The 23,515-nt window shown below is 34.3% G+C and carries 24 protein-coding genes and 1 rRNA gene; 11 read left to right on the top strand and 14 right to left on the bottom strand.

What is annotated here, in order from left to right; translation table 11 throughout:
* Positions 1-120: 120 nt before the first annotated feature.
* Positions 121-228: ribosomal RNA gene (gene rrf, locus ACZZ9T_RS02160) — 5S ribosomal RNA — on the top strand.
* Positions 229-844: 616 nt separating this feature from the next.
* Here rrf and ACZZ9T_RS02155 read toward each other — a convergent pair.
* The 6 genes from ACZZ9T_RS02155 to ACZZ9T_RS02130 form a co-directional block, all read right to left on the bottom strand.
* Positions 845-2,449, bottom strand: a complete 1,605-nt coding sequence (locus tag ACZZ9T_RS02155) for a BamA/TamA family outer membrane protein (RefSeq protein WP_463440730.1) — start codon at positions 2,447-2,449, stop codon at positions 845-847.
* Between the two features lie 146 nt (positions 2,450-2,595).
* A complete protein-coding gene (locus ACZZ9T_RS02150; RefSeq protein ID WP_463440729.1) occupies positions 2,596-3,396 on the bottom strand; it encodes an SDR family oxidoreductase in 801 nt (266 codons plus the stop codon).
* A 34-nt stretch (positions 3,397-3,430) separates the two neighbouring features.
* Entirely contained in the window at positions 3,431-4,651 is a 1,221-nt protein-coding gene (locus ACZZ9T_RS02145) for a 3-phosphoshikimate 1-carboxyvinyltransferase (RefSeq protein WP_463440728.1), read from the bottom strand.
* Between the two features lie 79 nt (positions 4,652-4,730).
* Positions 4,731-5,057 carry a nucleotide pyrophosphohydrolase gene (locus ACZZ9T_RS02140; protein WP_463440727.1) on the bottom strand — a complete coding sequence of 109 codons (327 nt, stop codon included), beginning with the start codon at positions 5,055-5,057 and terminating at the stop codon, positions 4,731-4,733.
* Positions 5,057-5,254 carry a hypothetical protein gene (locus tag ACZZ9T_RS02135; protein WP_463440726.1) on the bottom strand — a complete coding sequence of 66 codons (198 nt, stop codon included), beginning with the start codon at positions 5,252-5,254 and terminating at the stop codon, positions 5,057-5,059. The genes ACZZ9T_RS02140 and ACZZ9T_RS02135 overlap by 1 nt, the downstream gene beginning before the upstream one ends.
* Positions 5,255-5,270: 16 nt before the next feature.
* Complete coding sequence (locus ACZZ9T_RS02130) at positions 5,271-6,680, bottom strand: hypothetical protein (protein ID WP_463440725.1); 1,410 nt, start codon at positions 6,678-6,680, stop codon at positions 5,271-5,273.
* A 277-nt stretch (positions 6,681-6,957) separates the two neighbouring features.
* Here ACZZ9T_RS02130 and ACZZ9T_RS02125 point away from each other — a divergent pair, with 277 nt between their 5' ends.
* The 7 genes from ACZZ9T_RS02125 to guaB all read left to right on the top strand — a co-directional run bounded on the left by ACZZ9T_RS02125 (position 6,958) and on the right by guaB (position 13,270).
* Positions 6,958-7,209: a type B 50S ribosomal protein L31 gene (locus ACZZ9T_RS02125; protein WP_047445187.1), complete on the top strand. Its 252-nt coding sequence runs from the start codon at positions 6,958-6,960 to the stop codon at positions 7,207-7,209.
* A 197-nt stretch (positions 7,210-7,406) separates the two neighbouring features.
* Positions 7,407-8,567: a GlmU family protein gene (locus ACZZ9T_RS02120; RefSeq protein ID WP_463440724.1), complete on the top strand. Its 1,161-nt coding sequence runs from the start codon at positions 7,407-7,409 to the stop codon at positions 8,565-8,567.
* A gap of 97 nt (positions 8,568-8,664) precedes the next feature.
* Positions 8,665-9,174, top strand: coding sequence for an RNA polymerase sigma factor (locus tag ACZZ9T_RS02115; protein ID WP_463440723.1), 510 nt, complete (start codon positions 8,665-8,667; stop codon positions 9,172-9,174).
* Entirely contained in the window at positions 9,149-9,808 is a 660-nt protein-coding gene (locus ACZZ9T_RS02110; protein ID WP_463440722.1) for a hypothetical protein, read from the top strand. The genes ACZZ9T_RS02115 and ACZZ9T_RS02110 overlap by 26 nt, the downstream gene beginning before the upstream one ends.
* 66 nt (positions 9,809-9,874) lie before the next feature.
* A complete protein-coding gene (locus ACZZ9T_RS02105; protein WP_463440721.1) occupies positions 9,875-11,143 on the top strand; it encodes a DUF4252 domain-containing protein in 1,269 nt (422 codons plus the stop codon).
* 11 nt (positions 11,144-11,154) lie between these two features.
* Positions 11,155-11,655, top strand: coding sequence for a DUF4252 domain-containing protein (locus tag ACZZ9T_RS02100; protein WP_463429767.1), 501 nt, complete (start codon positions 11,155-11,157; stop codon positions 11,653-11,655).
* Positions 11,656-11,809: 154 nt separating this feature from the next.
* Complete coding sequence (gene guaB / locus ACZZ9T_RS02095; protein WP_463429766.1) at positions 11,810-13,270, top strand: IMP dehydrogenase; 1,461 nt, start codon at positions 11,810-11,812, stop codon at positions 13,268-13,270.
* Positions 13,271-13,390: 120 nt separating this feature from the next.
* On the opposite strand, the gene ACZZ9T_RS02090 is transcribed toward guaB, so the two are convergent.
* The 3 genes from ACZZ9T_RS02090 to ACZZ9T_RS02080 all read right to left on the bottom strand — a co-directional run bounded on the left by ACZZ9T_RS02090 (position 13,391) and on the right by ACZZ9T_RS02080 (position 15,724).
* Complete coding sequence (locus tag ACZZ9T_RS02090) at positions 13,391-14,458, bottom strand: DUF4407 domain-containing protein (protein ID WP_463440720.1); 1,068 nt, start codon at positions 14,456-14,458, stop codon at positions 13,391-13,393.
* A 117-nt stretch (positions 14,459-14,575) separates the two neighbouring features.
* Positions 14,576-15,130, bottom strand: a complete 555-nt coding sequence (gene ruvC / locus ACZZ9T_RS02085) for a crossover junction endodeoxyribonuclease RuvC (protein WP_463433726.1) — start codon at positions 15,128-15,130, stop codon at positions 14,576-14,578.
* Between the two features lie 66 nt (positions 15,131-15,196).
* Positions 15,197-15,724, bottom strand: coding sequence for a 2'-5' RNA ligase family protein (locus tag ACZZ9T_RS02080; RefSeq protein WP_463440719.1), 528 nt, complete (start codon positions 15,722-15,724; stop codon positions 15,197-15,199).
* Positions 15,725-15,814: 90 nt separating this feature from the next.
* On the opposite strand from ACZZ9T_RS02080, the gene ACZZ9T_RS02075 reads away from it, so the two are divergent.
* A complete protein-coding gene (locus ACZZ9T_RS02075) occupies positions 15,815-16,138 on the top strand; it encodes a PadR family transcriptional regulator (protein ID WP_463440718.1) in 324 nt (107 codons plus the stop codon).
* A 111-nt stretch (positions 16,139-16,249) separates the two neighbouring features.
* Positions 16,250-16,750, top strand: coding sequence for a hypothetical protein (locus ACZZ9T_RS02070; RefSeq protein WP_463440717.1), 501 nt, complete (start codon positions 16,250-16,252; stop codon positions 16,748-16,750).
* A 52-nt stretch (positions 16,751-16,802) separates the two neighbouring features.
* On the opposite strand, the gene ACZZ9T_RS02065 is transcribed toward ACZZ9T_RS02070, so the two are convergent.
* From ACZZ9T_RS02065 to ACZZ9T_RS02045, 5 genes are all read right to left on the bottom strand, one after another.
* A complete protein-coding gene (locus ACZZ9T_RS02065; RefSeq protein ID WP_463440716.1) occupies positions 16,803-17,696 on the bottom strand; it encodes a hypothetical protein in 894 nt (297 codons plus the stop codon).
* Between the two features lie 38 nt (positions 17,697-17,734).
* On the bottom strand, positions 17,735-18,445 hold the full coding sequence (locus ACZZ9T_RS02060) for a Dph6-related ATP pyrophosphatase (RefSeq protein WP_463440715.1): 711 nt from the start codon (positions 18,443-18,445) through the stop codon (positions 17,735-17,737).
* 4 nt (positions 18,446-18,449) lie between these two features.
* Entirely contained in the window at positions 18,450-19,220 is a 771-nt protein-coding gene (locus ACZZ9T_RS02055) for a hypothetical protein (RefSeq protein WP_463440714.1), read from the bottom strand.
* Positions 19,221-19,310: 90 nt separating this feature from the next.
* Complete coding sequence (locus tag ACZZ9T_RS02050) at positions 19,311-19,508, bottom strand: hypothetical protein (protein ID WP_463440713.1); 198 nt, start codon at positions 19,506-19,508, stop codon at positions 19,311-19,313.
* Positions 19,509-19,617: 109 nt separating this feature from the next.
* Positions 19,618-22,983, bottom strand: coding sequence for a methylmalonyl-CoA mutase family protein (locus ACZZ9T_RS02045; protein ID WP_463440712.1), 3,366 nt, complete (start codon positions 22,981-22,983; stop codon positions 19,618-19,620).
* Positions 22,984-23,167: 184 nt separating this feature from the next.
* On the opposite strand from ACZZ9T_RS02045, the gene ACZZ9T_RS02040 reads away from it, so the two are divergent.
* Positions 23,168-23,500 carry a hypothetical protein gene (locus ACZZ9T_RS02040; protein WP_463440711.1) on the top strand — a complete coding sequence of 111 codons (333 nt, stop codon included), beginning with the start codon at positions 23,168-23,170 and terminating at the stop codon, positions 23,498-23,500.
* Positions 23,501-23,515 lie beyond the last annotated feature (15 nt).

Below are 23,515 nucleotides of genomic sequence, written 5' to 3'. Positions count from 1 at the left end.
GGTTCTCTCTTTGTGAATATTCTTATCGCTTAAAACAGATGTCAGAAATAAGACATCAGATAACAGACTAGAAAAGTCTGAAATCTGAAATCTATCCTCTGATATCTTATATACAACCTTTAGGGTGGTTTTAGCGGTGGGGCTCACCTGTTCCCATTCCGAACACAGAAGTTAAGCCCACCAGCGCCGATGGTACTGCGAAAGCGGGAGAGTAGGTCGCCGCCAGTTTTTTTTTAAAAGCTCCTCAATCGAAAGATTGAGGAGCTTTTTTTATGCAATACATTCAACAATACACTTCCCAAAACAGACTCCTACTCAAAAACAGGAGTCTTTTTTGTTATAACAAGTAATCAATTACTAAGTAATAATCCCCCCCCCAAAAAAAAAGTCCTATACAATAGTAGGGGACTTTTTTTATATTCGAAAAATTATATACAGTTTTATTTGAAGCTTAGTGTAAGACCAGTATAAATATAATTAATAGCTGGATATAACTTCTCATGCAAAAAAGCTTTAATATGAAAGATATTTTTAGTGTGCATATTGTGTTTGTAAACCATATTATTGTATTTCTTGCAGGAGTTAAATAGTAAATGAAACTCCAATAAATATAATTGCACTCAGTTCTATGAAAGTAAACTAAAATTCCTTTTTCCTAAATAATGCGATAGCTGTTTGAGTTAATTGAAATGTATACCAATACTCTTGATTCGTATCACTTATAGATTCTATATTGTTATCAAAGTTGGCTAGTTTAGGGTACAATGTAGTTAGATATCTAAATCACTAAAGTTTTGGATTTTATTAAACACTTTGCTTATAATCGTAAAAAACTTTATAATTTCTAAAACCTACTGAGAATTCCCCAGTGAATTTTAATATCATTAAACTTAAAAGGATTTCCAAACTCATTACCGTTCGACAGCTGAAAACTCATCAAACCGATTGGAATAAAGAAATTAAAACCAAGCCCGACACTGTACAATTTTGGCTTTACATTCAATGATTTGTTGTTGAGCTGTCCATATTGACCAAATACATCAAAAAACGCCTGATTTCCGATAAGATATCGATATTCCAAGCCTCCGTAATAATAAAAGTCGGCTGCGAGTGAACTTTCATTGAAACCCCTTAGAGAATTCCAGCCTCCAAAACGATAAAGTTCGTTGGCAGAGAAATCAACTTTAGAATCCATCATTGCACCTTCTGCTTTGATATTGAGGAAATGATTTCCGTTAATATTATAATTATGCTCTCCGAAAAAATAGAATTGATTTTGAGGAGCCGTAATATTATCTTTGGTATAAACTGTCGTAAGATAATCATATCCTGCGGTGATTTTAGTTTTATACAGAAACAAATCAATATCAGTAGGTTCTACCATTTCAAACCAAATTCCGATTCCTTTTTTGTTGTAATCTTTTCCCTGAACGTATAACGAATCGATGATTGTAGAGTTTTCGAAAGTTCCCCGAAGACCTATTTTATTTCTGCTGTTCATGTGATAATACAAAGCAGGAAGCGCTTTTACATTGGCGAAAGTAGAATCTTGTCTGAAGATATTTACTTTCATATTTAAGCCAACATTTGATTTAAAAAGATAGGGAATGTCTGCTTGTAAATCAAAATTTTGACCTTTATCAGGATTTCTTTGCCAGTATAAATTTACGGTTTCAAAACTATTAAACATATTTCTGAAATTGACATTCAGGGTTCCGTTTAAGGTAAATTTTTCTGTTTTATCATTTCCAAAACCAATCACACCATCAAAACTATTGGTTTTTTTCTTTTCCATAAAAAGATAGATCTGCGTAGAATCTTTTGTGAAAAGTGTCTGTGGCGGTCTTTCCAGGCTTACAAATGCATGACTTTGAAAGTTTTTATTAATTGAAATCAGATTTTTGTCGTCGTACGTTTTTCCTTTAAATTCCTTTTCAAGATTTTTCATAAATCTTTTGGGTACTCTGGAATAACCTTTCACTACAAAACCGTCAATCGTGCGTTTGTCATTTTTATTAATGTCGATCTCTATAATCGGATAGCCGTTTTTCTGACCCTTGTATTTGGATTTAATTCTGCTGAATGCAAAACCTTCATCAATGTATTTTTTGTTAATGAATTTCTTGGTTGAATCTAAATTTTTAGTAAAAAAATCTCTCTCAATTTTATGTCTCTTGATAATAGAATCTGAAAGTGTAACAAACGTTTCGTTGAAGTTTTTCCCTTTGTCGTAAATAATTTCTGTGCTGTCTCCTTTTATTTTGACATCTTTTAATTCAGTAAAAAAATAATTACTCTGTGCCAAAGAATCGAGGAATTTCACTGCAGAAAGAGAATCTTTGACTTGTTTCTTGGCCTTAGTTTCAGAATCAATCAGAAAATAATGCTTCTTCTGTGCTTGTAAAAAAACACAGAAAAGGGTAAAAAATATGTTTAAAAATAACTTCAATTAATACAAAAATGTTTTTAAAAAAATATCATTCCGTAGCAATCCAGACAGTGAATTTAGCAAGATATCTTAGATTACTGCGGAATGACAAAAATGCTGTTAATTCCTCTAATTTTTAAATTTAAAATTTTATTTAATAACTGAATCTAGTCCAATTTATTATACTTCTTCATTAAATTCTCATAAGTTCCCTGCGGCAAAATCCATTTTAACGGAACCCCAATTTTCTGTCCGAATTTACCGAAATAATAATGAGCTTTCCACTTATTTTTAGTTAAAAGTTGATCAATATATTCTGCAACTTCTAAAGGTTCTGTTCCGTCGCCTACATGAGAATTCATCAGAGCATACACTTTATCAAAAACATTTCTGTAAGGTTCGGAAACTTTAGTTTTCACTCTGTTTTCTGCAATATTGGTTTTGATGTCCCCTAAATGCAGTGAGCAAACATCAATATTCCAAGGGTAAACTTCATATCTCATTGCTTCGGTTACTTTGTCTAAAGCCGATTTTGAAGCAGAATAAAATCCACGGAAAGGCAATCCCATTTCGCTTCCGATACTGGAAACGTTGATGATTTTCCCGAATTTATTCTCGCGCATTTTCGGTAAGACCGCACTCATCATCTGAACGGCTCCGATAAGGTTTAGATTAAATAATTGTAAAATATCTTCTTTCGTAGAATCTTCTACGGAACCTACCATTCCCATTCCTGCGTTGTTGATGAGAACGTCAATTCTTGTTTCAGTTCTTAAAACTTCTGCAATGACATTCTGAACGGCTTCGTTATCTGTAATATCTGTTGGTATTGATTTGAAAAATTCACTTTCGGTGAATTTTCGGCTTAAACCGTACACTTTGTGACCTTTCTTTCCGAAATATTCCGCTAATACGAAACCAATTCCTGATGACGTTCCGGTGATGATGATTGTTTTATGTTGTGACATTTTATTGTGAAATTTATAATTTCTAAGTTTAAGGTCAATTATTTATGAAAATTTTATCCAAATCCTCCCAAAACATCGGATAAGATTTTTCCACCACGTTTTCGTCTTCAATATTTAGCTCTTTAATCAGACAAAACGGCGCAAAACTCATTGCCATTCTGTGATCCTGATATGTTTTGATAGAAATATTTTCTTCCGCATCTTTAAATGCTAAAGATTTTATGGTCAAATCTGTGATTTCCGTTTCAGTTCCTAATTTTTTCAGTTCGTTGTGTAAAGCTAAAAGTCGGTCGGTTTCTTTTACTTTTAAAGTTCCCAAACCTGAAATTTCAAAATGAATTTTCAGAGCTGCAGCTGTTACACAAAGTGTTTGTGCGATGTCCGGACAATTATTCATATCCAAAACAATCTTTCCAGGAAATTGAAAATCTTCAATCGGTTGAAGGGTTAATTTGTGTTCTTCTTCTGTGAAAATAGTTTTAATCCCGAAAAACTGCTCATAAATCTCAGCAATTGCAGAATCTCCCTGAGTAGATTCTTTGTAAAAACTTTTCAGATGAATTGTCTCTCTTCCAATTGCAGCAAAAGAATAAAAATAAGATGCGGAACTCCAATCGCTTTCCACTTCATAATTGATGGTTGAATTATTATTGATAAATGATTCAACTTTGATCGTATTTCCTTCAAAAGTATTTTTAATTCCGAATCTGGTCAGAATATCCAGTGTCATTTCAATGTAAGACCTCGAAGTCACTTCACCCGTCAAATTAATTTGTAAACCGTTTTCAAGCTTTCCTGCAATTAAGAGGAGGGAAGTAATAAACTGGCTCGAAATATTTGCGGGAACATCTACTTTTTTCTCAGTAATTTTTCTTCCGGTAATTTTCAAAGGCGGAAAGCCTTCATTTTTTAAATATTCAATTTCAACTCCAAGATTCTGTAAAGCGGTCACCAGATTTTTAATCGGTCGTTCTTTCATTCTTCCTGATCCGGTAAGAATGGTGGTTTTTCCTTCCCGAATCGAATAATACGATGTCAAAAAGCGCATCGCCGTTCCTGCATGATGAATGTCAACAGTTTCAGTGTTTTCTGAAAGAGCTTTTTTTAATAATTGTGTATCCTGAGAATTGGATAAATTCCCGATTTTTATGTTTGAGAATAAATTTTCCAAAATCAACAAACGATTCGAAATACTTTTCGAACCGCTGATTTGTATGGTTTTATTTCCGATTAATTTTGATTTTTCTAGTTTCATTATTTGTTCAGATTTAAGATTCAAGACACCAGATTTCAGACTTTAATAATCTAGTGTCTGAAATCTGACATCTACTATCTTATTTTAATTTCTCATTATTCTGATGTCGGTCTTTATCGCGATCAGTTTTCACCTTCATTTTTTTATCAAAAGCTTCCTGCAGATTGGTTCCGGTTTGGTTGGCAAGACATAAGGTTACGAATAATACATCCGCCAATTCTTCGCCTAGATCTTTGGTTTTATCACTTTCCTTTTCGCTTTGTTCACCATATCTTCTGGCAATTATTCTTGCGACTTCTCCTACTTCCTCTGTGAGCATTGCCATATTGGTCAATTCATTAAAATAACGAACCCCAATGTTTTTTATCCATTCATCGACTTGCTGCTGTAGCTGTGTGATTTCCATTAAGATTTATAACTAATTTGTTGTTCGAGTTCAGTAATTTTAGTATTTAGCTTTGCTATTTTTACTTTTTTTTCCTGAATTTCTGAATCTCCCAATTTTTCAGTAAAACTAGCAACTCTTTTAAAAAACTTTCTCATGGCTAAGTACACTACAGTAAGAATAATTAAAATAATTATATTGAAAATATTTAGATCCATAGATATAAAATTGAAATTACTGGTATGCTCCTATGGTTGTGTTTGTAGTTCTTGTCACTCCTACAATATCCGTTGGAACTGTTGCTGCAATTGCCGCTGCACCTTTATTTCTTGCCGGTGAATCTGCTTTTACCCGAAGATTCATCTGAGCCGTGAAGTAATTGACAAATTTAGGATCTTCATTTTTTACACTTTGAATTACATGGATAGGGCTCGAAAATTCATATCCTGCTTCTGAAGCGTTGTTGTATTTTATTGATGAATTTTGTATCAAATATTCAAATTGATTTGTACCTACCTGCTCTAAATTTATAGAATTATCTCTGTCAGAATATACGATACTATTGAGGATGTCTAATTTTTGCAGAGCAGCGATTTCGATTACTCCATTTTCATTTTTCCATTCATTGGTAGCGAAAATTCCCATACGGTTAAGAGAGCCCATTGTCCCCGAATAATTAGCAATTGTTGTGTGGGTATAGGTGTGATTTCCACCTTTAAATATTCCGATAGCCGATTCTCCGCAGTTATTCATCACCAAATTACTTGCATTCACCGTAGAAGCTACCGCATAAATTCCATATTCCTGAAAAGTATGAATGAAAGAATTTTTTATCGTAGCGTTGGTTTGCTTCATATCAAGCCCTTTTGTTCCTCCGAAAAGCCTTGTGTGATTCATATTCAGAATAGAAGCGGGTTCCATTTTGATAGAATTCCAGTTTCTCGGGATGGTATCGTAATAGGTATCGTTTCTGTCTCCACGTACTATGACTTGTTCGGTTTGAGTTCCGTTCATGTTTAATGTGGCTCCGGTAGCAACTTTCATTCCGCTGTTTTTGTGGAAATATACTTTTGTTCCTGCTTCAATATTTAATGTAATATTCGGATCAACGGTAAGATTTCCATAGATAATTTTAGCTTTATTTTTCGTCCAGGTCGTATTGTTGCTCAAAACATTAGGATTAGAAGGAGTCTGAATAAAAAATTCAGCATCCTGAACCACAGAAAATAAAGTGACATGCTGCTGACCGACAGGACTTGTGAATAGTACACGGTCTTCGGCTATTGCTTCCGGGCCTGTTGCCTGAGGCGCAATTTCAACGAAAATATATAAGCTGTCATTTTTTCTTAAAGGCACATTGGTAAACTCATAACCAGATTTTCCGTCTACATTGATTTTATATAAGGAAGCAGCACCTTTTTCAAGGCTGATTTTCGGGATCAAAACATCTTTATCTTCATTATTAAATACTTTTACAGCATAAGTTTCTGATCGTACCTGATGATAAACTGTGTCACAGAAAACCGTGTCTCTGGAAAATCTCAGTTCCTGAGACGGAGTATCAAAAGAAATTTCGTCTTTATTACAAGAAACCGCCAATAAAAGCATCCAGAAAGAGCAAAATAATAGTAATTTGATTTTCATTGATAATGAAGTTTAATATAGATTTCAAATTTAACGAAAATACTTTGATTTTCATATGTTGCTATTTATTTGTTTTTCTGTCTCCTGGTATTTGCCATGTTATTATATATAGATTTTTTTAATTGATTTATATTGAAGAGATTCTTCTCTCTAAAAAATTATTGCTCAAGTATTTGTATATTATAAAAAATATTGTATTTTTGCAACCTAAAATTTAGCAGAGAAATACCATTACTATTTCGAAAGCAAAACTTTAATTTTTTTAAAAAATTGTATTATGAAAAAAGGAATTCACCCAGAAAATTATAGACTTGTTGTTTTCAAAGATATGAGTAACGACGAAGTATTTGTAGGAAAATCTACTGCTGACACAAAAGACACGATCGAGCACGAAGGTGTGGAGTACCCATTGATCAAAATGGAAATCTCTTCTAGCTCTCACCCTTTCTACACAGGAAAGACTAAATTAGTTGATACTGCAGGTAGAGTAGACAAGTTCATGAATAAATACAAGAAATTCTCTAAATAATTTTTTGTTTTAAAAATATTTAAAGTCTTCCAAATTTTGGGAGACTTTTTTATTTGTATTTTTTTCGAAATTAGATATTAGAATTTAGTTTCAGGATTTGTATTTTTGCTTAATTAGAAAATGGAGTCAGATTGTTTACTTTATTAGAACACTTTTATTCTCTAACTTCTAGTCTCTAACATCTAACTTCTTATCAAATGCAATTAGTATTTTCAGATGCACAATATTGGGAAGATTTTCTTCCGCTTACCTTTACCCGTCCCGTTGCAGAAACGCGATGCGGGATTCTTACTTTCTCAGAAAGATGGCAGAAAATTTTAGAAAACACAGATGTTTCTTTTTTTACAGAAAATTATCTGCAGAATAAGTTTAAAAATCCTGAAGATGTTGAGAGCTTATTTTTAGTAACCAATTTTTTACCGACTGAAACAATTATTCAGCAAATTAAAGATTTAAAATTGGGTGAAGCTTTGGTTTATGAAGATGAATTAATCGCTGCAAGAATCAATATGAAAGGTTTTTCTCTTAATCAAATCGAGAAAATGACCGACATCAAAGAGGAACTGGTTTTCTTTAAAAAGCCGACTGATCTTTTTACGTATAACGACAAAGCAATCGATTTTGATTTTGAATTATTAACGAAAGGAAAATCTTCTCAGGAATTATCTTCCACCAACGGATTTTTAGGCGACAAAAAAGATTTGTTCATCGAAGAAGGAGCCCAAATTGAATTTTCAACAATCAATACCAAAACCGGAAAAATCTACATCGGAAAAAATGCAGAAGTGATGGAAGGTTGCAATCTTCGCGGTCCGATTGCTTTGTGTGAAGAATCTAAATTTAATTTGGGTGCAAAAATTTATGGCCCAACTACCATTGGACCGCATTGTAAAGTTGGAGGTGAAGTGAATAATATTATTATTTTCGGATATTCTAATAAAGGTCACGATGGTTTCGTTGGGAATTCTGTGATCGGAGAATGGTGTAATCTAGGTGCAGATACCAATTCTTCTAATCTGAAAAACAATTATGCCAATGTAAAACTCTGGAGTTACAGAACCAAGCATTTTGAAGATACAGGTCTTCAGTTTGCGGGTTTAATTATGGGAGATCATTCTAAAACAGCAATCAACACGCAATTAAATACCGGAACGGTGATCGGTGTAGCTTCCAATATTTTCAAAGAAGGTTTTCCTCCAAATTTAATAGAAAACTTTTCGTGGGGCGGATTTAAAGATGATGAACGTTTTAAATTGGATAAAGCTTACGAAGTTGCCGAAAAAGTAATGGCAAGAAGAAAACTACCTTTAACAGACGATGACAAGGCAATTTTGAAACATATTTTTAACGAATTTTAAATATGATATTAATGAAACTTCAAACTTTTTTGAAGTTTTTTTGTTTTAGATGTAATAAATTTCAGTTTTTAGATGTCTTACTAATAGAAACAAACTTATGACCCAGGAGATTTTCAAAAACACGGTTTTCATTCTCAAAGATGAGATGTATCGTTTTGCGAAAAGGTTTGTCATGAGTAGCGACGAGGCAGAAGATGTGGTACAAGATGTAATGATCAGGTTTTGGCAGAAAAAAGAAGAACTTGAAAAATTTGGAAATTTAAAATCCTACGCATTAAAATCTGTAAAAAATGAATGCCTCAACCGATTGAAACACCACGACGTGAAGTTGGGCTTTGCAGATCTGCAGCTTCACCGGTCGGAACTCTACAGTATGGATGTGAATAATCTGAAGGAGCATATCATTGGTTTTATCAATCAGCTTCCTGAAAAACAGAAAATGGTTATCCATTTGAAAGATGTAGAAGAGTATGATGTGTCTGAAATTTCCGAAATGCTGGAAATGGAAGAAAATGCAGTAAGAGTGAATCTTATGCGGGCAAGACAAAAAGTAAAAGAACAAATCTCACAACTGATGAGCTATGAACAACGATCAATTTCAGGATAAATATAAAGAAGTCGTAAAAGACTTAAAAGAGGAAAAAATGACTTGGGATTTTGAAGATTTTCTTCAAAAGGCAGAAGGTAATACAAATAATGAAGCTGAGATTATTCCTATCAGCAAAGCCAAATCTTCATTCCCAACATGGTTCTGGATGGCTGCAAGTATAGTTTTGCTTTTTTCTGTCGGTTTAATTTTTAATTACAACCAAAATGCAGACGTAGATCATCAGGCACAATTGGTTGAAAACGAAATTCAGAAACAGAAATCTGATTTTATTAAAGAAAACCACGAGCATCAGACTCAGGTTGCAGCATTAAACAGCGACTCGATTTCCGGAGCGAAAAGAGATTCCGTATTTCAGGAAAGCGCTATGGCTGAAGTGGATGTTTTAGATAAAATTCTATCTAAAAAAAGCAGAATTAAAAAGGAAACGAAACCGAGATATGTGAGCAATTCCGGAGTTAAAAGCATAAAAGATTCCACAGGATACAGAGATTCTTATGTGATCGTCAACGGTAAAAGAATCGATAATATGGAAGAAGCCATCAATGTGACAAAATATTCACTTCAGGTTGTTGCAAACAATGTCAACCAGGCTTTAGCACAACCAAAAGTAATGGATAACGTAGAATACTAATAGAACAATCAACATAGATTACGCAACTGATCAGGCTTGTAGTCAACTAAAATTTTAATTAAAGTCATGAAAAAAATATTCATCATATTCGCACTCGCTTTTTCACATTTTTTCAATGTGTACGGGCAAAAAGAAAAACTGGATCAATTGTTTGACAGATACCAGGAAGTGGAAGGAGTAACGTCCATCAAAATTGCAAAGCCCATGTTTGGGATGCTCAGCAATCTTAATATTGCAGATTCTGAATTGGATCAGATCAAACCTTTACTCGCCAAAATCAATGGGTTAAAAGTCTTGATTACTGAAAGTCCTGAAAATGGAAAATCTCAGAACAATCTGAATCAGCTGAATAAAGAAATAACATCTTATCTTAAAAACATGAATTACAGCGAAATGATGTCTGTAAAGAATGGTAACAGCAAGATTAAATTTCTTTCTTCAGAAGCTAAAAACGGAATACTGGAAGATATTTTATTGAGAATCGACAGCGGAAACGGGGAAAATATCCTAGTCATGCTCGACGGAAAACTTTCAATGGATGATGTCAACAAAATTATTAACTCCAGTGAAACTACAACGAGTTCTTCAAATACAACGACCGTAAGAAGTAATTTTAATACAGACACTGATTCTTCTTATCTGAACGGTGAAAACAGAAATGTAGGTGAATTTTCAGGAATTGAAGTGAGTACAGGTGTCAATATAGTTTTTAAACAGGAAAACTCCACCAATGTAAAAGTTCTAGCAGATTCTGATAAGTTACAGTATGTCATTACAAAAGTTGAAAATGGGGTTCTGAAAGTTTATATCGATAATAAAGGATCCAAAAAGGTGAGATTTAAAAATCTGAGTGTCAATATTTCTTCACCGAGAATGGATCATATTAAAACATCATCAGGTTCTAACTTCACAGTGGTCAATTCAATTAAAGAAAACAATCTGAAAATTGATGCTTCGTCAGGATCAAGCATAGCAGGAAAGTTCACGGTCAATAATAATGTAGACTTTAATGTGAGTTCAGGATCTAGCGTGAAAGCGAATGTCACTTCAGGAAAAATCATGGTGAAATCTTCGAGCGGTTCTAATATAACCGTTGAAGGAAACGCAGATATCGGAATGATTGATGTGAGCAGCGGTTCGGTAATCAAAGCAGAAAACCTTAGAATGAATACTGCAGAAATAGAATCTACCTCAGGAAGCAGCGCATCAGTGAATGTTACGGAGAAGATGAGAGTAAAAGCTTCTTCCGGAGGCTCGGTAAGATACAAAGGAAATCCTAAGATTGATTCTGATGTAAGCAAAATGTCTGGTGGAAGTCTATCTGCAATCAACTAAAAATATAAACCATGAAAATCTTAAAAATCCTTTTCGCAGGTATCTGCACCATATTCTTAATGCAATCTTGCGTCGTTTCGCACAAGCCCAATATGGAATTTTTTTCAAATTCCGATTATGATTATCAAGGGGCAAGATTTGTGAGCTTTAATGTTCCGTTGTTTTTAGCAAAACCTTACATTAAAAAAGCTTTGAGAGAAGATGAGGATGGCGAAGCTTTGGTGAATATGGTGAAGAAAGTCTCAAAAATAAAGATACTGACCGTAGAAAACGGAAACAAAACCATGCTGAAAGATTACGCCAATTATTTAAACAATAATCATTACGAAGAATGGGCAACCATAAAACATGATGGCAATAACGTGAATATCAGAGTAAAACAAAAAGGTGAATCTATTAAAAATATGCTGATTACTGTGAATTCAGATAAAGATTTGGTTTTTGTAGATGTCAAAGGAAATTTTACGGCTGACGATATTTCACGAATGATTAACAACGCTTCAGACAAATAATTTCATATTAACTTATTTTATATTGTTAAAAGTCGCACTCATCATGATTGCGGCTTTTTTTAATCTATTTTATTGATTATTAAGTTTTATTTAAACTATTGAAATGCATTTTTTTATTTGGTTAAAATAGCCTAATTTTGCACAGAAAGTAAAGATGTCGATTCATAACAAAATTGTAGAGACAGCCATCACTTTCGATGACGTTCTTCTCGTACCTTCTTACTCAGAAGTTTTACCTAACCAGGTTTCTTTAAAATCAAGACTTACCGATAAAATTACGCTTAATGTTCCTATAGTTTCTGCCGCAATGGATACCGTTACGGAAGCAGATTTGGCAATTGCTTTGGCAAGAGTGGGCGGTTTAGGTTTTATTCATAAAAATATGCCGATTGCTGAACAGGCTGCACAGGTTAACCGGGTAAAGCGTTCAGAAAACGGAATGATTTCAGATCCTGTTACTCTTACAAAAGACCATACTTTGGCTCAGGCTAAAGAAACGATGGCAAAATATAAAATCTCTGGTCTTCCTGTTGTAAATCCTGATAATGTACTAATAGGAATCATTACCAATAGAGATGTAAAATATCAGGAAAATCTTGATATGAAAGTAGAAGAGATCATGACAAAAGAGCATCTGATAACTTCTGATAAAAGTACGAATCTTGAAAAGGCAAAAGAAATTCTTCTTAAAAACAGAGTTGAAAAACTTCCTATTGTAGATAAAGAATATAAGCTTGTTGGTTTAATTACCATTAAAGATATTGATAACCAATTAGAATATCCAAACGCCAATAAGGACGAAAACGGACGCTTACTTGTAGGAGCCGGAGTTGGCGTAGGAGAAGATACAATGGACAGAATTGCTGCATTGGTGAAAGCTGGTGTTGATATTATCGCCATCGATTCTGCACACGGTCATTCTAAAGGAGTTTTAGATAAAATTTCAGAAATCAGAAAAGCATATCCGGATTTGGATCTTGTAGGTGGAAACATCGTAACTGCTGAAGGCGCTAAAGATTTGATTGAAGCAGGTGCAAATGTTCTTAAAGTTGGTGTAGGTCCAGGATCTATCTGTACAACAAGAGTTGTTGCAGGAGTGGGAGTTCCTCAATTATCAGCAATTTATAATGTGTATGAATATGCTAAATCTAAAAACGTTACGGTAATCGCTGACGGAGGAGTTAAACTTTCCGGAGACATTGTAAAAGCAATCGCAAGTGGAGCAGGAGCAGTAATGGTGGGTTCACTCTTAGCAGGAACTGATGAATCGCCGGGTGAAGAAATTATCTACCAGGGAAGAAAATTTAAAGCATATCAGGGAATGGGAAGCCTTTCTGCAATGAAGAGAGGTGGTAAAGAAAGATACTTCCAAAGTGAGGCTAAAAAATTCGTACCGGAAGGTATTGAAGGCAGAGTTCCGCACAAAGGGAAGCTGGAAGATGTTATTTTCCAGTTAACCGGAGGTCTTAGAGCCGGAATGGGTTACTGTGGAGCAAAAGATATTGAAGCTTTACAGAAAGACACAAAAATGGTCATGATTACAGGAAGCGGATTAAAAGAATCTCATCCTCATGATGTGATTATTACGTCTGAAGCTCCTAATTATTCTCTATAACATTCTTTGTAAATTAAATTTCAGATTTATATAACAGTTTCGGCGGTCGCAAAGCGACCGCCGAAACATTTTTTAATGGTTACGTGAAAAATTTATTCACTAATTTTCAGACACTGAGAACTACCGTAATTTATCTTTAAAATCATCAATTCTGAAATCAGTAAGCGCATTTCCCTTCTCAACCTTTTCTTTTGAATACAGTCGGAAATCGTTTTCAGTTTTTTCTAAAAGATAATCATAAGGACCCACCTGAGAAATCAGTTTAACCAAAACAGGGGAAATTTCCAGACAAATAAAAAGACCCATGATAAACGCTGCCGCAGTAGCAATGATTGCTGAGTTTTTTCCTAATTCATCCAACGCCTGAAGCCTTGCTGCAAATCCGTTAAATTTATCTTCAACGGTTTCAGTAGATTTTCTTTCAGTTTCCAAATTGGTGTAGACTTTTGAGATTTCTTTATCCAAATAGTTTAATCTTGGTGCAGCCTGCTTTTGATAATTTTCAAGATCGAGTCTGCGCTGTTCTTTCAGTTCTGTTTTTCGTTTTGCGTTCGGTCCGAAACCCTCTTTACCGCTCGTTAACCCCGATTGTTTCCCTAAAATTTCTTTCTCCAATTCAACAGCAGCAGAGTCATAAGATTTTTGATATTGGGCAATTTTATCGGTGATTTGTTTTTTCTCGGTGTCAAAAGGTCCGCTTTGCTGAAGAATTCTGCCATTCATTTCACCTTGCAACTGTTTTTTATTTCTCTGAATAATGGTATTTAATTGCTTGTTCACTTCCTTTTCAAAGATTTTCAGCTCCAGAGGTTTAGAAATAATAATTCCTAAAAATGTTGCCAGAATTAATCTTGGAATAGACATCAAAATCTGATTCCACCATGTTCCTGTTTTTTTAATAGAAGAAACGATGTATCGGTCAAGATTGAAAATCATCAATCCCCACAGAATTCCGAACCCGACTGACATCCAGATATCATCAAAAACGGTGAACATTGCGTAACCTGCTGAAAGTGTGGCGAAAATCGCAGTGAAAAGTACAATTCCTCCAATTCCTGAGAATTTATTCCATTCACTCGGTGTTTTTTTGAGGATATGGATATTTCCTCCGGAACACATCATCAGAAATTTCTGAAACCAATTTATTTGATGATGTGTATGATTTATGATTTGCTGACTATTTTTCATTCTTGAAAATTTATACAAAATTAGTATTAAAAATTATACCAATGTTACAAATAGTAATATGTTTTACCAAGTAATCAATTTTAATTTTGTAATATTCTGTATTTCAGGTGTTTAAATTTATTTAAGTCGGTCAGGATTTTGTTTCAGAAAACTTTCCCAACCCGTATAACCTTTCGTATCAGATAAAGTTCCTGAATTGAAATGGTGACAGACTGCGACTGCCAATCCATCGGAAGCATCCAGATATTTTGTAGGAAATTCTTTTAGATTTAAAAGATTTTTAAGCATTCCTGCGACCTGTTCTTTACTGGCATTTCCGTTTCCGGTGATGGCCATTTTTATTTTTTTAGGAGAATATTCTGTGATAGGAATATTTCTGTGTAGACTTGCAGCCATGGCAACACCTTGAGCTCGTCCCAATTTCAGCATAGATTGCACATTTTTACCAAAGAATGGAGCTTCCAATGCCACCTCATCAGGATGAAATTCATCAATCAACGCCAGAGTTTTATCGAAAATATATTTAAGCTTTGTTTCGTGATTGGGGTATTTTTTTAGAATCAATTCGTGGATGGAAATCATTTCCATCTTTCCTTTTTTTACCGAAATAAGCCCAAAACCCATAATGGCGGTTCCCGGGTCAATACCTAAAATTATTTTCTCTGCTGAAATCATTGCTTCAAAGATAGGAGTTCTGAATTTGATTGCGAATATTGTTATGATACTTTTACCTAATATTTATTTTCCGGTAAGTTTCTTTTCAGCAATAGGAACCCATTTTCCATCATGACGAAGAAGAGAAATTCTGTCAACGATAAATTTAGTTTTAAATTCTTTATCCTTATAAATTTCCCATGCTTTTTGATAATTTTCCCAAGTCAGATTTCTATATCCAACAGTTACGTGAGGATTGAAAGCGTACGTCTTAAAACTAAACCTTTCTTTAACCTTTCTATATAAGTCTTTGAGATGTAGACTTTCTTCGGGCTGAATAAAAAGAACAGGATTTTTAGGATTCGGAAAGCTTCCAAAACCATTTAAGGTAATTTCAAAAGGTGAAATATCAGTATCAATTTTTTGAAAAGCATCATGAATGTCTTTCTCCAAAGACAATTCTCTTTCGAAGGGTGAAAATAATGTAATATGTGCATCATTTTTTAAAGCTTTAGAATTATTAAAGTGTAAAGCCAAATCTTGTTTAAAGACTCTTACTTCATCAATAATTTTCTGTGGAGGATAAATAGCGATAAAATACATTTTTTTCATTGTGTAAAAATAAGTTTTAAAAAAATAACTGACGAAAGATTTTATACATAAGAAAATTATACATAAATTTGTTATGTATAAAAATAGGAATTGAAAAAGAACAGTCTATACAAAGGGACTTTACAAAATATCATTTTGAAATTGCTTTCAAAAGAGGTGAAAATGTACGGTTACCAAATGACACAACGTGCAAAAGAACTTACAAAAGGCGAGCTCGAGATGACTGAAGGTGCGCTTTATCCACTATTGCATAAACTGGAAGCCGATGGAATGATTACTTCTGAAATTCAGGAAATTAATGGAAGAAGCCGAAAATATTATCTTTTAACAGACAAAGGTAAGAAACAGCAGGCGACTCAAGAAGATGATATGAAAAGCTATTTGTTTAATCTTAATACCATTTTTAATATATGATCACTATTTTTCAGGAACGTGAAATAAAGAATTTTCTTCAAAAAAAAAATTTGAGTACTGTGATTTTAAATGAGGTTCACGATCATTTTGTCATCCAGATTTTCTGAATTGATGAAAGATAATTTGAGTTTTCAGGAAGCTTTTCTCAAAACAAAATTGAAGTGGCAATATGAATTGGAAATGGTAAAAGCAGATTTTTTTTCGTTTAAGAAAATCGCAAGAATAGAAAAAAGTGTTTTACAGAGCAGGTTTAAAAACATCACTTTATATTCAGTCATCTCAGTTGCGGCGGCATTTATTATATCACTCATCGAGCTTGATTTTCTCCTAATTATTGTGTTTGCTCTTGGTGGAATAGCATTTTGTATGATGCTGTATAATTTAATGTTTAAAAAGATGAATTTTAGAGAGTATATTCATTTACAATTTCACCCTTTGATTATCAGAAATCAGCTTCTTGCATTGTTGTTTTTTACTGTAAGTTATGTTTTCAATGGCAATCCTTATTTTTGGGAGCCTGTTTCAAATCAATTTTTAATAGTTTTTAGTTTAGTAATTCAGATCCAATTGCTTTATTTAACGAGTGAAAAAGTCAATATACTTTTAACATAATTACCGACGTTCAAATACAGGGCATCAGAAATTTTCTGCTTTCAAAAAATCTTTATTTTGGTTTTACGAAAACGATGTAAATATCTTCGATTGTTCCTTTCTTAGAAAAAAAGCTCACAAACTCTTTAGGGATGTAATACACATCATATCTTGAATAAAACATGGAATAGCTCTTGTTAAAAGTTTTATAATCCAGCTTTTTACCATCCATAATTACAAATGATTTTTCTGACGCAAGAGGTACACCAAATGAAACTTCACCATACATCTTATCAGAGCCATTATAATCTAACTCAACGACCTGTTTTTTTCCTAGATTTTCTATGGTATAGATTGACAGTTTTCTGTCATAAGCGAAGGAATTAGGTTTAAATTCTAATAGACTTTCGTACTTCAGAATATCTTTTGGAATTTCAAGAGAATAATTTCCATCTTCATCTGTTTTTGTAGTATAAACCTCTAAAACAGAGATGAAACTAATTTCTGCTGAAATTGGCTGCTGCTTATCTGAGGAAAGAACTCTTCCGGAAATCACAAAATTGCCATCAGATGTTTTCTTCTCTTCTTTAGTAGTTAGTTTTTTAGAATTAGCTGAATGCGTTAGTTCTATTTTTTTTGTTTCTGTGGATTGCGCAGGATAAGAATTGATGATACTTGCCGTGAGTGCAATTCCTGCTGCTACTTTCGTGAACGTTGTTTTTCTTGATGGTTGTTTCTCAATTTTTTTTCCTTCAATTAATGGTCGGTTTAATTGATTTTTAAAAAAAATACCACAAATTTTCCTGTCTGAGTTTTCTTCTAAAATCTTTGCGATTTCAAAATCTTGTAAAACCGAAAAATCAATCACCTTCTTAGAACAAGAGTTACAATATTTCCCTTCCGGAATATCGTTCATCATTTCTAACGCGATGTTACAGGAATTTTCAATTCTCAGATAATGTCTCATAATTTTCAGTTTAAGTCAAAAACGAAAAATTTGACTTATTATTTCTCAGTCAAATCACAAAACCAGAAAACATATTCACCATCATTCTCTTGTCCATCAGATTTTGGTTTAGGATAGGTTTTCTTTACGGTTTCTCCGATTTCAAACTCAATTTTATTTTTGAAAATAGGTCCGTCAAAAGTAAAGGTGTGAAATTCTCCGTTTTCTCCGCAGGGATCTACATTTTCGGGTAAGTCTCTAATGAAATCTTTATCAATAATTCTACCCGCAAAACTTTTGTCAAGATAGGTTTCGTTCACACACGTTACAATGGTTTTAAAACCTAAATCTAAAAACTCATGGATGAGGTCGGTGGTGGGTTTTTTCCAAAGAGGGAAAACAGCTTCCATTCCTATGGATTGCAATTGACCTTCACGATATTTTCTTAAATCTTCCAGAAAAATATCACCAAAAATAGAATGAGTAACGCCTTGGGATTGTATTTCATTCATGGTTTTGGTCATCATTTCACGATATTCTTCCATCGTAGGTTCTTTCGGAAGTTCCATCTTAATCAAAGGGAATCCTAAACTTTCAGCCTGTTTTTCCAATAATGAAACACGGACACCATGCATCGAAATTCTCTGAAATTCTTTATTAATGCTTGTCAGTAAAGAAGTAACCGCAAATTGATCTTCTTTTAAAGTCTTATATAAAGCAAGGGCAGAATCTTTTCCGCTGCTCCAGTTGAAGATGGCTTTGGGTTTCATTGATTTATTTTGTAGCATCATTCATTTCTGCTTCAAACTGTGCTAATTCTGCTTTGGTACTTCCTTTTTCTGTTGCCGTCTGCCATTCTTTTGTGGCTTTAGTTTTATTGCCTAAACTATAATAGTAACTTCCTAAAACTGTATGACCTTCAACTTCGCCCATGCTAATGATTTTTTGTCCGAGCTTAATAATCTCAGCATTCTGTTTTGGCTTTTTGGTTTTGCTTGTTAAAACAGCTTCCATTCCTCCAATATCTTCCATTATCATTAATCCAAATTTTTCCATGCACGCCTTTGCTAGACCTCTATTGCATAAATCATCAATGATTTTGGCGTAATTGACCATTGCTTTTTCATCAAATAATTTCTCAAGATCATTTGATTTTGCCCTGGTTTTACGATAATATTCATACAGGAGGTTGGCGTTTTTCTTAGCCAGCGTCTCATCTTTTCTGTTATTTTCGACAAGGCTGTCTTTCTTCAAATCCCATTTGGTATTTTTTACCCAGGTAGAATTTCCACTCAAACGGTTTTTAGAAATTTTAAAAATAAAAATATCTTTATCCGGAAAAACTACGACAGAATCGTTTTTTATAAAATATTCGCCCTTCCCAAATCCTGCAATATCTACTTTCCCATTACCATCAAAGGCAAAATACGGGTAAAGAGATTCTTTTGAGTTGGTCATAAAATAACCTTGAAGGTTGTTATCTGCTTCTTGAGCGTTGAAAAGTCCGCTGGAAATAATTCCGATCAGGAATACAATGTATTTCATTATTTAAAATGTTTTTTTTGTGGAGTAAAAATACAAAAAACTTCAAGGAATTTCTTGAAGATAATCTATAGTGACCAATTTTACATTAGGTTATTTGCCTGGTGGTTTCCCAAAATTATTTAGATAACTAATCTCTGTTTTTTCATTTTCTGCAGCTTGTCTTTTTTGCAGTTCTTCAGAGTTTTTATCTACATCGCTTTTATGAGGAATCTCCATTGGATAAGATTTACACGAGACCGCAGATCCTAATAAGCAAATTGCTGAAATTGCTCTGATGAAACTTTTCATTTTACTTTTTTTCTTAAAGTAAAAATACAAAAAACCTCAAAGAAATTTCCTTGAGGTTTGATTTATATTTAAACATTTAGTATTAAAAACTGCAAGTCCGGCTACGGACCTACATATTCCTTCTGTACTTTCCACCCACTTCAAACAAAGCGTTGGTAATCTGTCCAAGCGAACAGTATTTCACGGCATCCATCATGACATTAAATAAATTCTGCTGATTGATGGCAGCGTGTTGTAATGTTTTTAAGGCTGCTTCAGATTTATCCTCATTAGCTTGCTGGAAATTATGAAGCGTTTCGATCTGGACTTGTTTTTCTTCCTCAGTCGAACGGATTACTTCTCCAGGACGAACCGTCGGTGAGCCGTCTTTTCCAAGGAAAGTATTTACTCCGATGATTGGATATTCTCCGGTGTGTTTCAGCCATTCGTAATGCATTGATTCTTCCTGAATTTTCGAACGCTGATACATCGTTTCCATTGCACCCAAAACACCACCTCTTTCTGTAATTCTGTCGAATTCTGTGTAAACAGCTTCCTCCACCAAATCTGTTAATTCTTCAATAATAAATGAACCCTGAAGCGGATTTTCATTTTTAGCCAATCCTAATTCTTTATTGATAATCAACTGAATTGCCATCGCTCTTCTTACAGATTGCTCAGTCGGAGTTGTAATCGCTTCGTCATAAGCATTGGTGTGAAGTGAATTACAGTTATCATAAATTGCATACAATGCCTGAAGTGTAGTTCTGATGTCATTGAAATCAATTTCCTGAGCGTGAAGCGAGCGTCCCGAAGTTTGGATGTGGTATTTCAACATCTGGCTTCTTTCGTCTGCTCCGTATTTCAGTTTCATTGCTTTTGCCCAAACTCTTCTCGCCACGCGTCCGATCACTGAATATTCAGGGTCGATACCGTTGGAGAAGAAGAAAGATAAGTTGGGTGCAAAATCATTGATGTCCATTCCTCTTGACAAATAATATTCTACATATGTGAAGCCGTTTGCCAATGTAAATGCCAACTGAGAAACAGGATTTGCACCTGCTTCCGCAATGTGATATCCAGAAATTGAAACCGAATAGAAGTTTCTTACTTTTTCGGTAATAAAATATTCCTGAACGTCACCCATTAATCTTAAGGCAAATTCAGTAGAGAAAATACACGTATTCTGAGCCTGATCTTCCTTTAAAATATCAGCCTGAACAGTACCACGAACGGTTGCGATCGTTTTCGCTTTAATTTCAGCGTAAGCTTCGGCAGGAATTACCTCGTCACCTGTTAAACCAAGTAATTTTAAACCTAAACCATTATTTGAAGGCGGCAATTCGCCGTTATATTTTGGTCTTTCTAAGCCTTTATCGTCGAATTTTGCTTTTAAAGCTTTTTCAACACTTGCTTCTAATTTATGTTCGGCAATATATTTTTCAACATTCTGATCAATGGCAGCATTCATAAAGAAAGCCAGCAACATCGGCGCAGGTCCGTTAATCGTCATTGAAACCGAAGTCATGGCATTCACCAGATCAAATCCGGAATACAATTTTTTCGCATCATCCAGTGTTGCGATAGAAACTCCCGCATTTCCGATTTTACCATAAATATCCGGTGGTAGAGCAGGGTCTTGTCCGTATAAAGTCACGGAGTCAAATGCTGTAGAAAGACGTTTCGCATCCATTTCTGCAGAAACATAGTGAAATCTTCTGTTGGTTCTTTCCGGTCCGCCTTCTCCCGCAAACATCCTTGTTGGGTCTTCTCCCGTTCTTTTAAATGGATAAATTCCGGCTGTATAAGGAAATCCTCCGGGAAGATTTTCCTGACCTTTCCATTTAATCAAATCACCCCAATCGGTGTATTTTGGTAAAGAGATTTTAGGAATTTTTAAATGGGATAAAGATTCTGTTGAGGTTTCCACTTTGATTTCTTTTCCACGAACGAAATAAGAGTAAAACTCAGCTTTGAAAGCCTGTTTTGTATCTTCCCAATTGTTTAGGAAGTCAATATTTTCCTGTTGAAGGTCTTTTTCGGCTTTTTGATATTCAGCATCTAAAGTTTCATCGGAAAGAAAGCTTTTCACGCCTTCAATATGATACATTTTTCTGGCTAAATCAGCCTGTTTCTCAACATTGGCATCGTAAATTCTATTGTTTTCAACAATTTCAGAAAGATAACGTACTCTTTTTGGAGGAATAATGGTAATGTCTTCAGAAACCTCCTGTTCTACAAAACCTTGAAACTTTGGAGCACTGTCACCGTGAGCTTGTCGAAGGGTTTCGTTTACTTTGTCTATTAATCTATTGTATAAATCTGTTGTTCCGTGATCATTGAACTGAGATGCTTTTGTTGCATAAACCGGCATATCGTCCAATGGACTTTCCCACAACAAATGGTTTCTCTGGAACTGTTTTTTCACCGCTTGAAGTGCGTCTAAAGCGCCACGTTTATCAGATTTATTTAAAGCAACCAAATCTGCATAATCCAGCATGTCAATTTTTTCTAATTGCGTGGAAGCTCCATATTCGGGAGTCATCACGTACATTGAAACGTCTGCGAAATCTGAAACCTCTGAACCGGATTGACCTATACCCGAAGTTTCCAGAATAATGACATCAGGATGAGCCAGTTTCAACACATTTAAAGCGGAATGAATGAATGGCGAAACAGAAACGTTGTTTTCTCTCGTTGCCATTGAACGCATATAAACTCTTGGATCATTGATCGCATTCATACGGATTCTGTCACCTAAGAGTGCACCTCCGGTTTTCTTTTTCGAAGGATCAATGGAAATGATCGCAATCTTTTTATCCGGGTTTGAACGAAGAAACCGTCTTACCAATTCGTCTGTCAATGAGGATTTTCCGGCTCCACCTGTACCTGTGATACCAATGATTGGAATATTTAAATCTTTTGATTTTTCATCGATGGCTTTTACCAAATCGGGTTTTTCTTCTGAGAAGTTTTCAACTGCAGAAATAATTTTAGCAATGCTGATTGAGTTTGCAAAATCAATTAAATCTAAATCTGCAACGGTTACTTCTTTTCCTGTTGCGAAATCTGATCTTTTCACCAAATCGTCGATCATTCCCTGTAAACCAAGTTCACGACCATCGTCTGGAGAATAAATCCTGTCGATTCCGTAAGCCATAATATCTTCTATTTCTTCAGGAAGAATTACGCCGCCTCCACCGCCGAAAATCTTAATTTGCGGAGAGTTTTTCTCTCTTAAAAGGTCATAGATGTATTTGAAATATTCGTTGTGACCGCCTTGATAAGAAGTCAATGCAATGGCATTGGCGTCTTCCTGAATAGCTGTGTTTACTACTTCTTCAGCAGATTTGTCGTGGCCAAGGTGAATGACTTCGCATCCTGTTCCCTGAATGACACGGCGCATAATATTAATTGCCGCATCGTGCCCGTCGAATAACGAAGCTGCAGTCACAATTCTTACTTTGTTTGTTGGAGTATATTTTTGGGTTTCCATATCGATTGTAGAAAATTTCTAAGTTTCCAAATATAATAATAAAATAAAAACTTTTTTTCTGGAATTAAGTTTTTGATTTATAAATGTTTAAATGATTTTGAATAATATAATGATTCCCTTTTTCAAAAATAATCGTAAAATAATCATAACTAATTTCTGTATTTTTGGATCATATTAAAATGGTATGCAGAAAGCATTGATATATTTCGCTATAGGAACGATTCTTAGTTTCGCAATTAATTATTTTTTCATGAGCAGTGAAAATATTGGATTAGATATTTTTTATGCGATTGCTTTCGGTTTAGCTTGGGGATTATCATATTATCTTGATACTCCGAAATTTACTTTAGTGCAGAAACTTTTGAGTTCGTTTGCAGCAATGGCATTATTAGTTTTTATTGGATCTATTTTATTTAATCTCGAATTGGCAATTCCTGCCATTCTGAAATTCTCTACCGTTTTTGTGGCGTATTATTTAATCGCAAGTTTCAGGGCTAATAAGTCTTTGCGTAATTAATTTTATCAGCAAAAA

The sequence above is a fragment of the Chryseobacterium sp. AC417 genome, assembly GCF_979258215.1.
The sequence above is the reverse complement of the archived record's forward strand: the minus strand, read 5'-3'. Positions and strand labels throughout refer to the sequence as shown.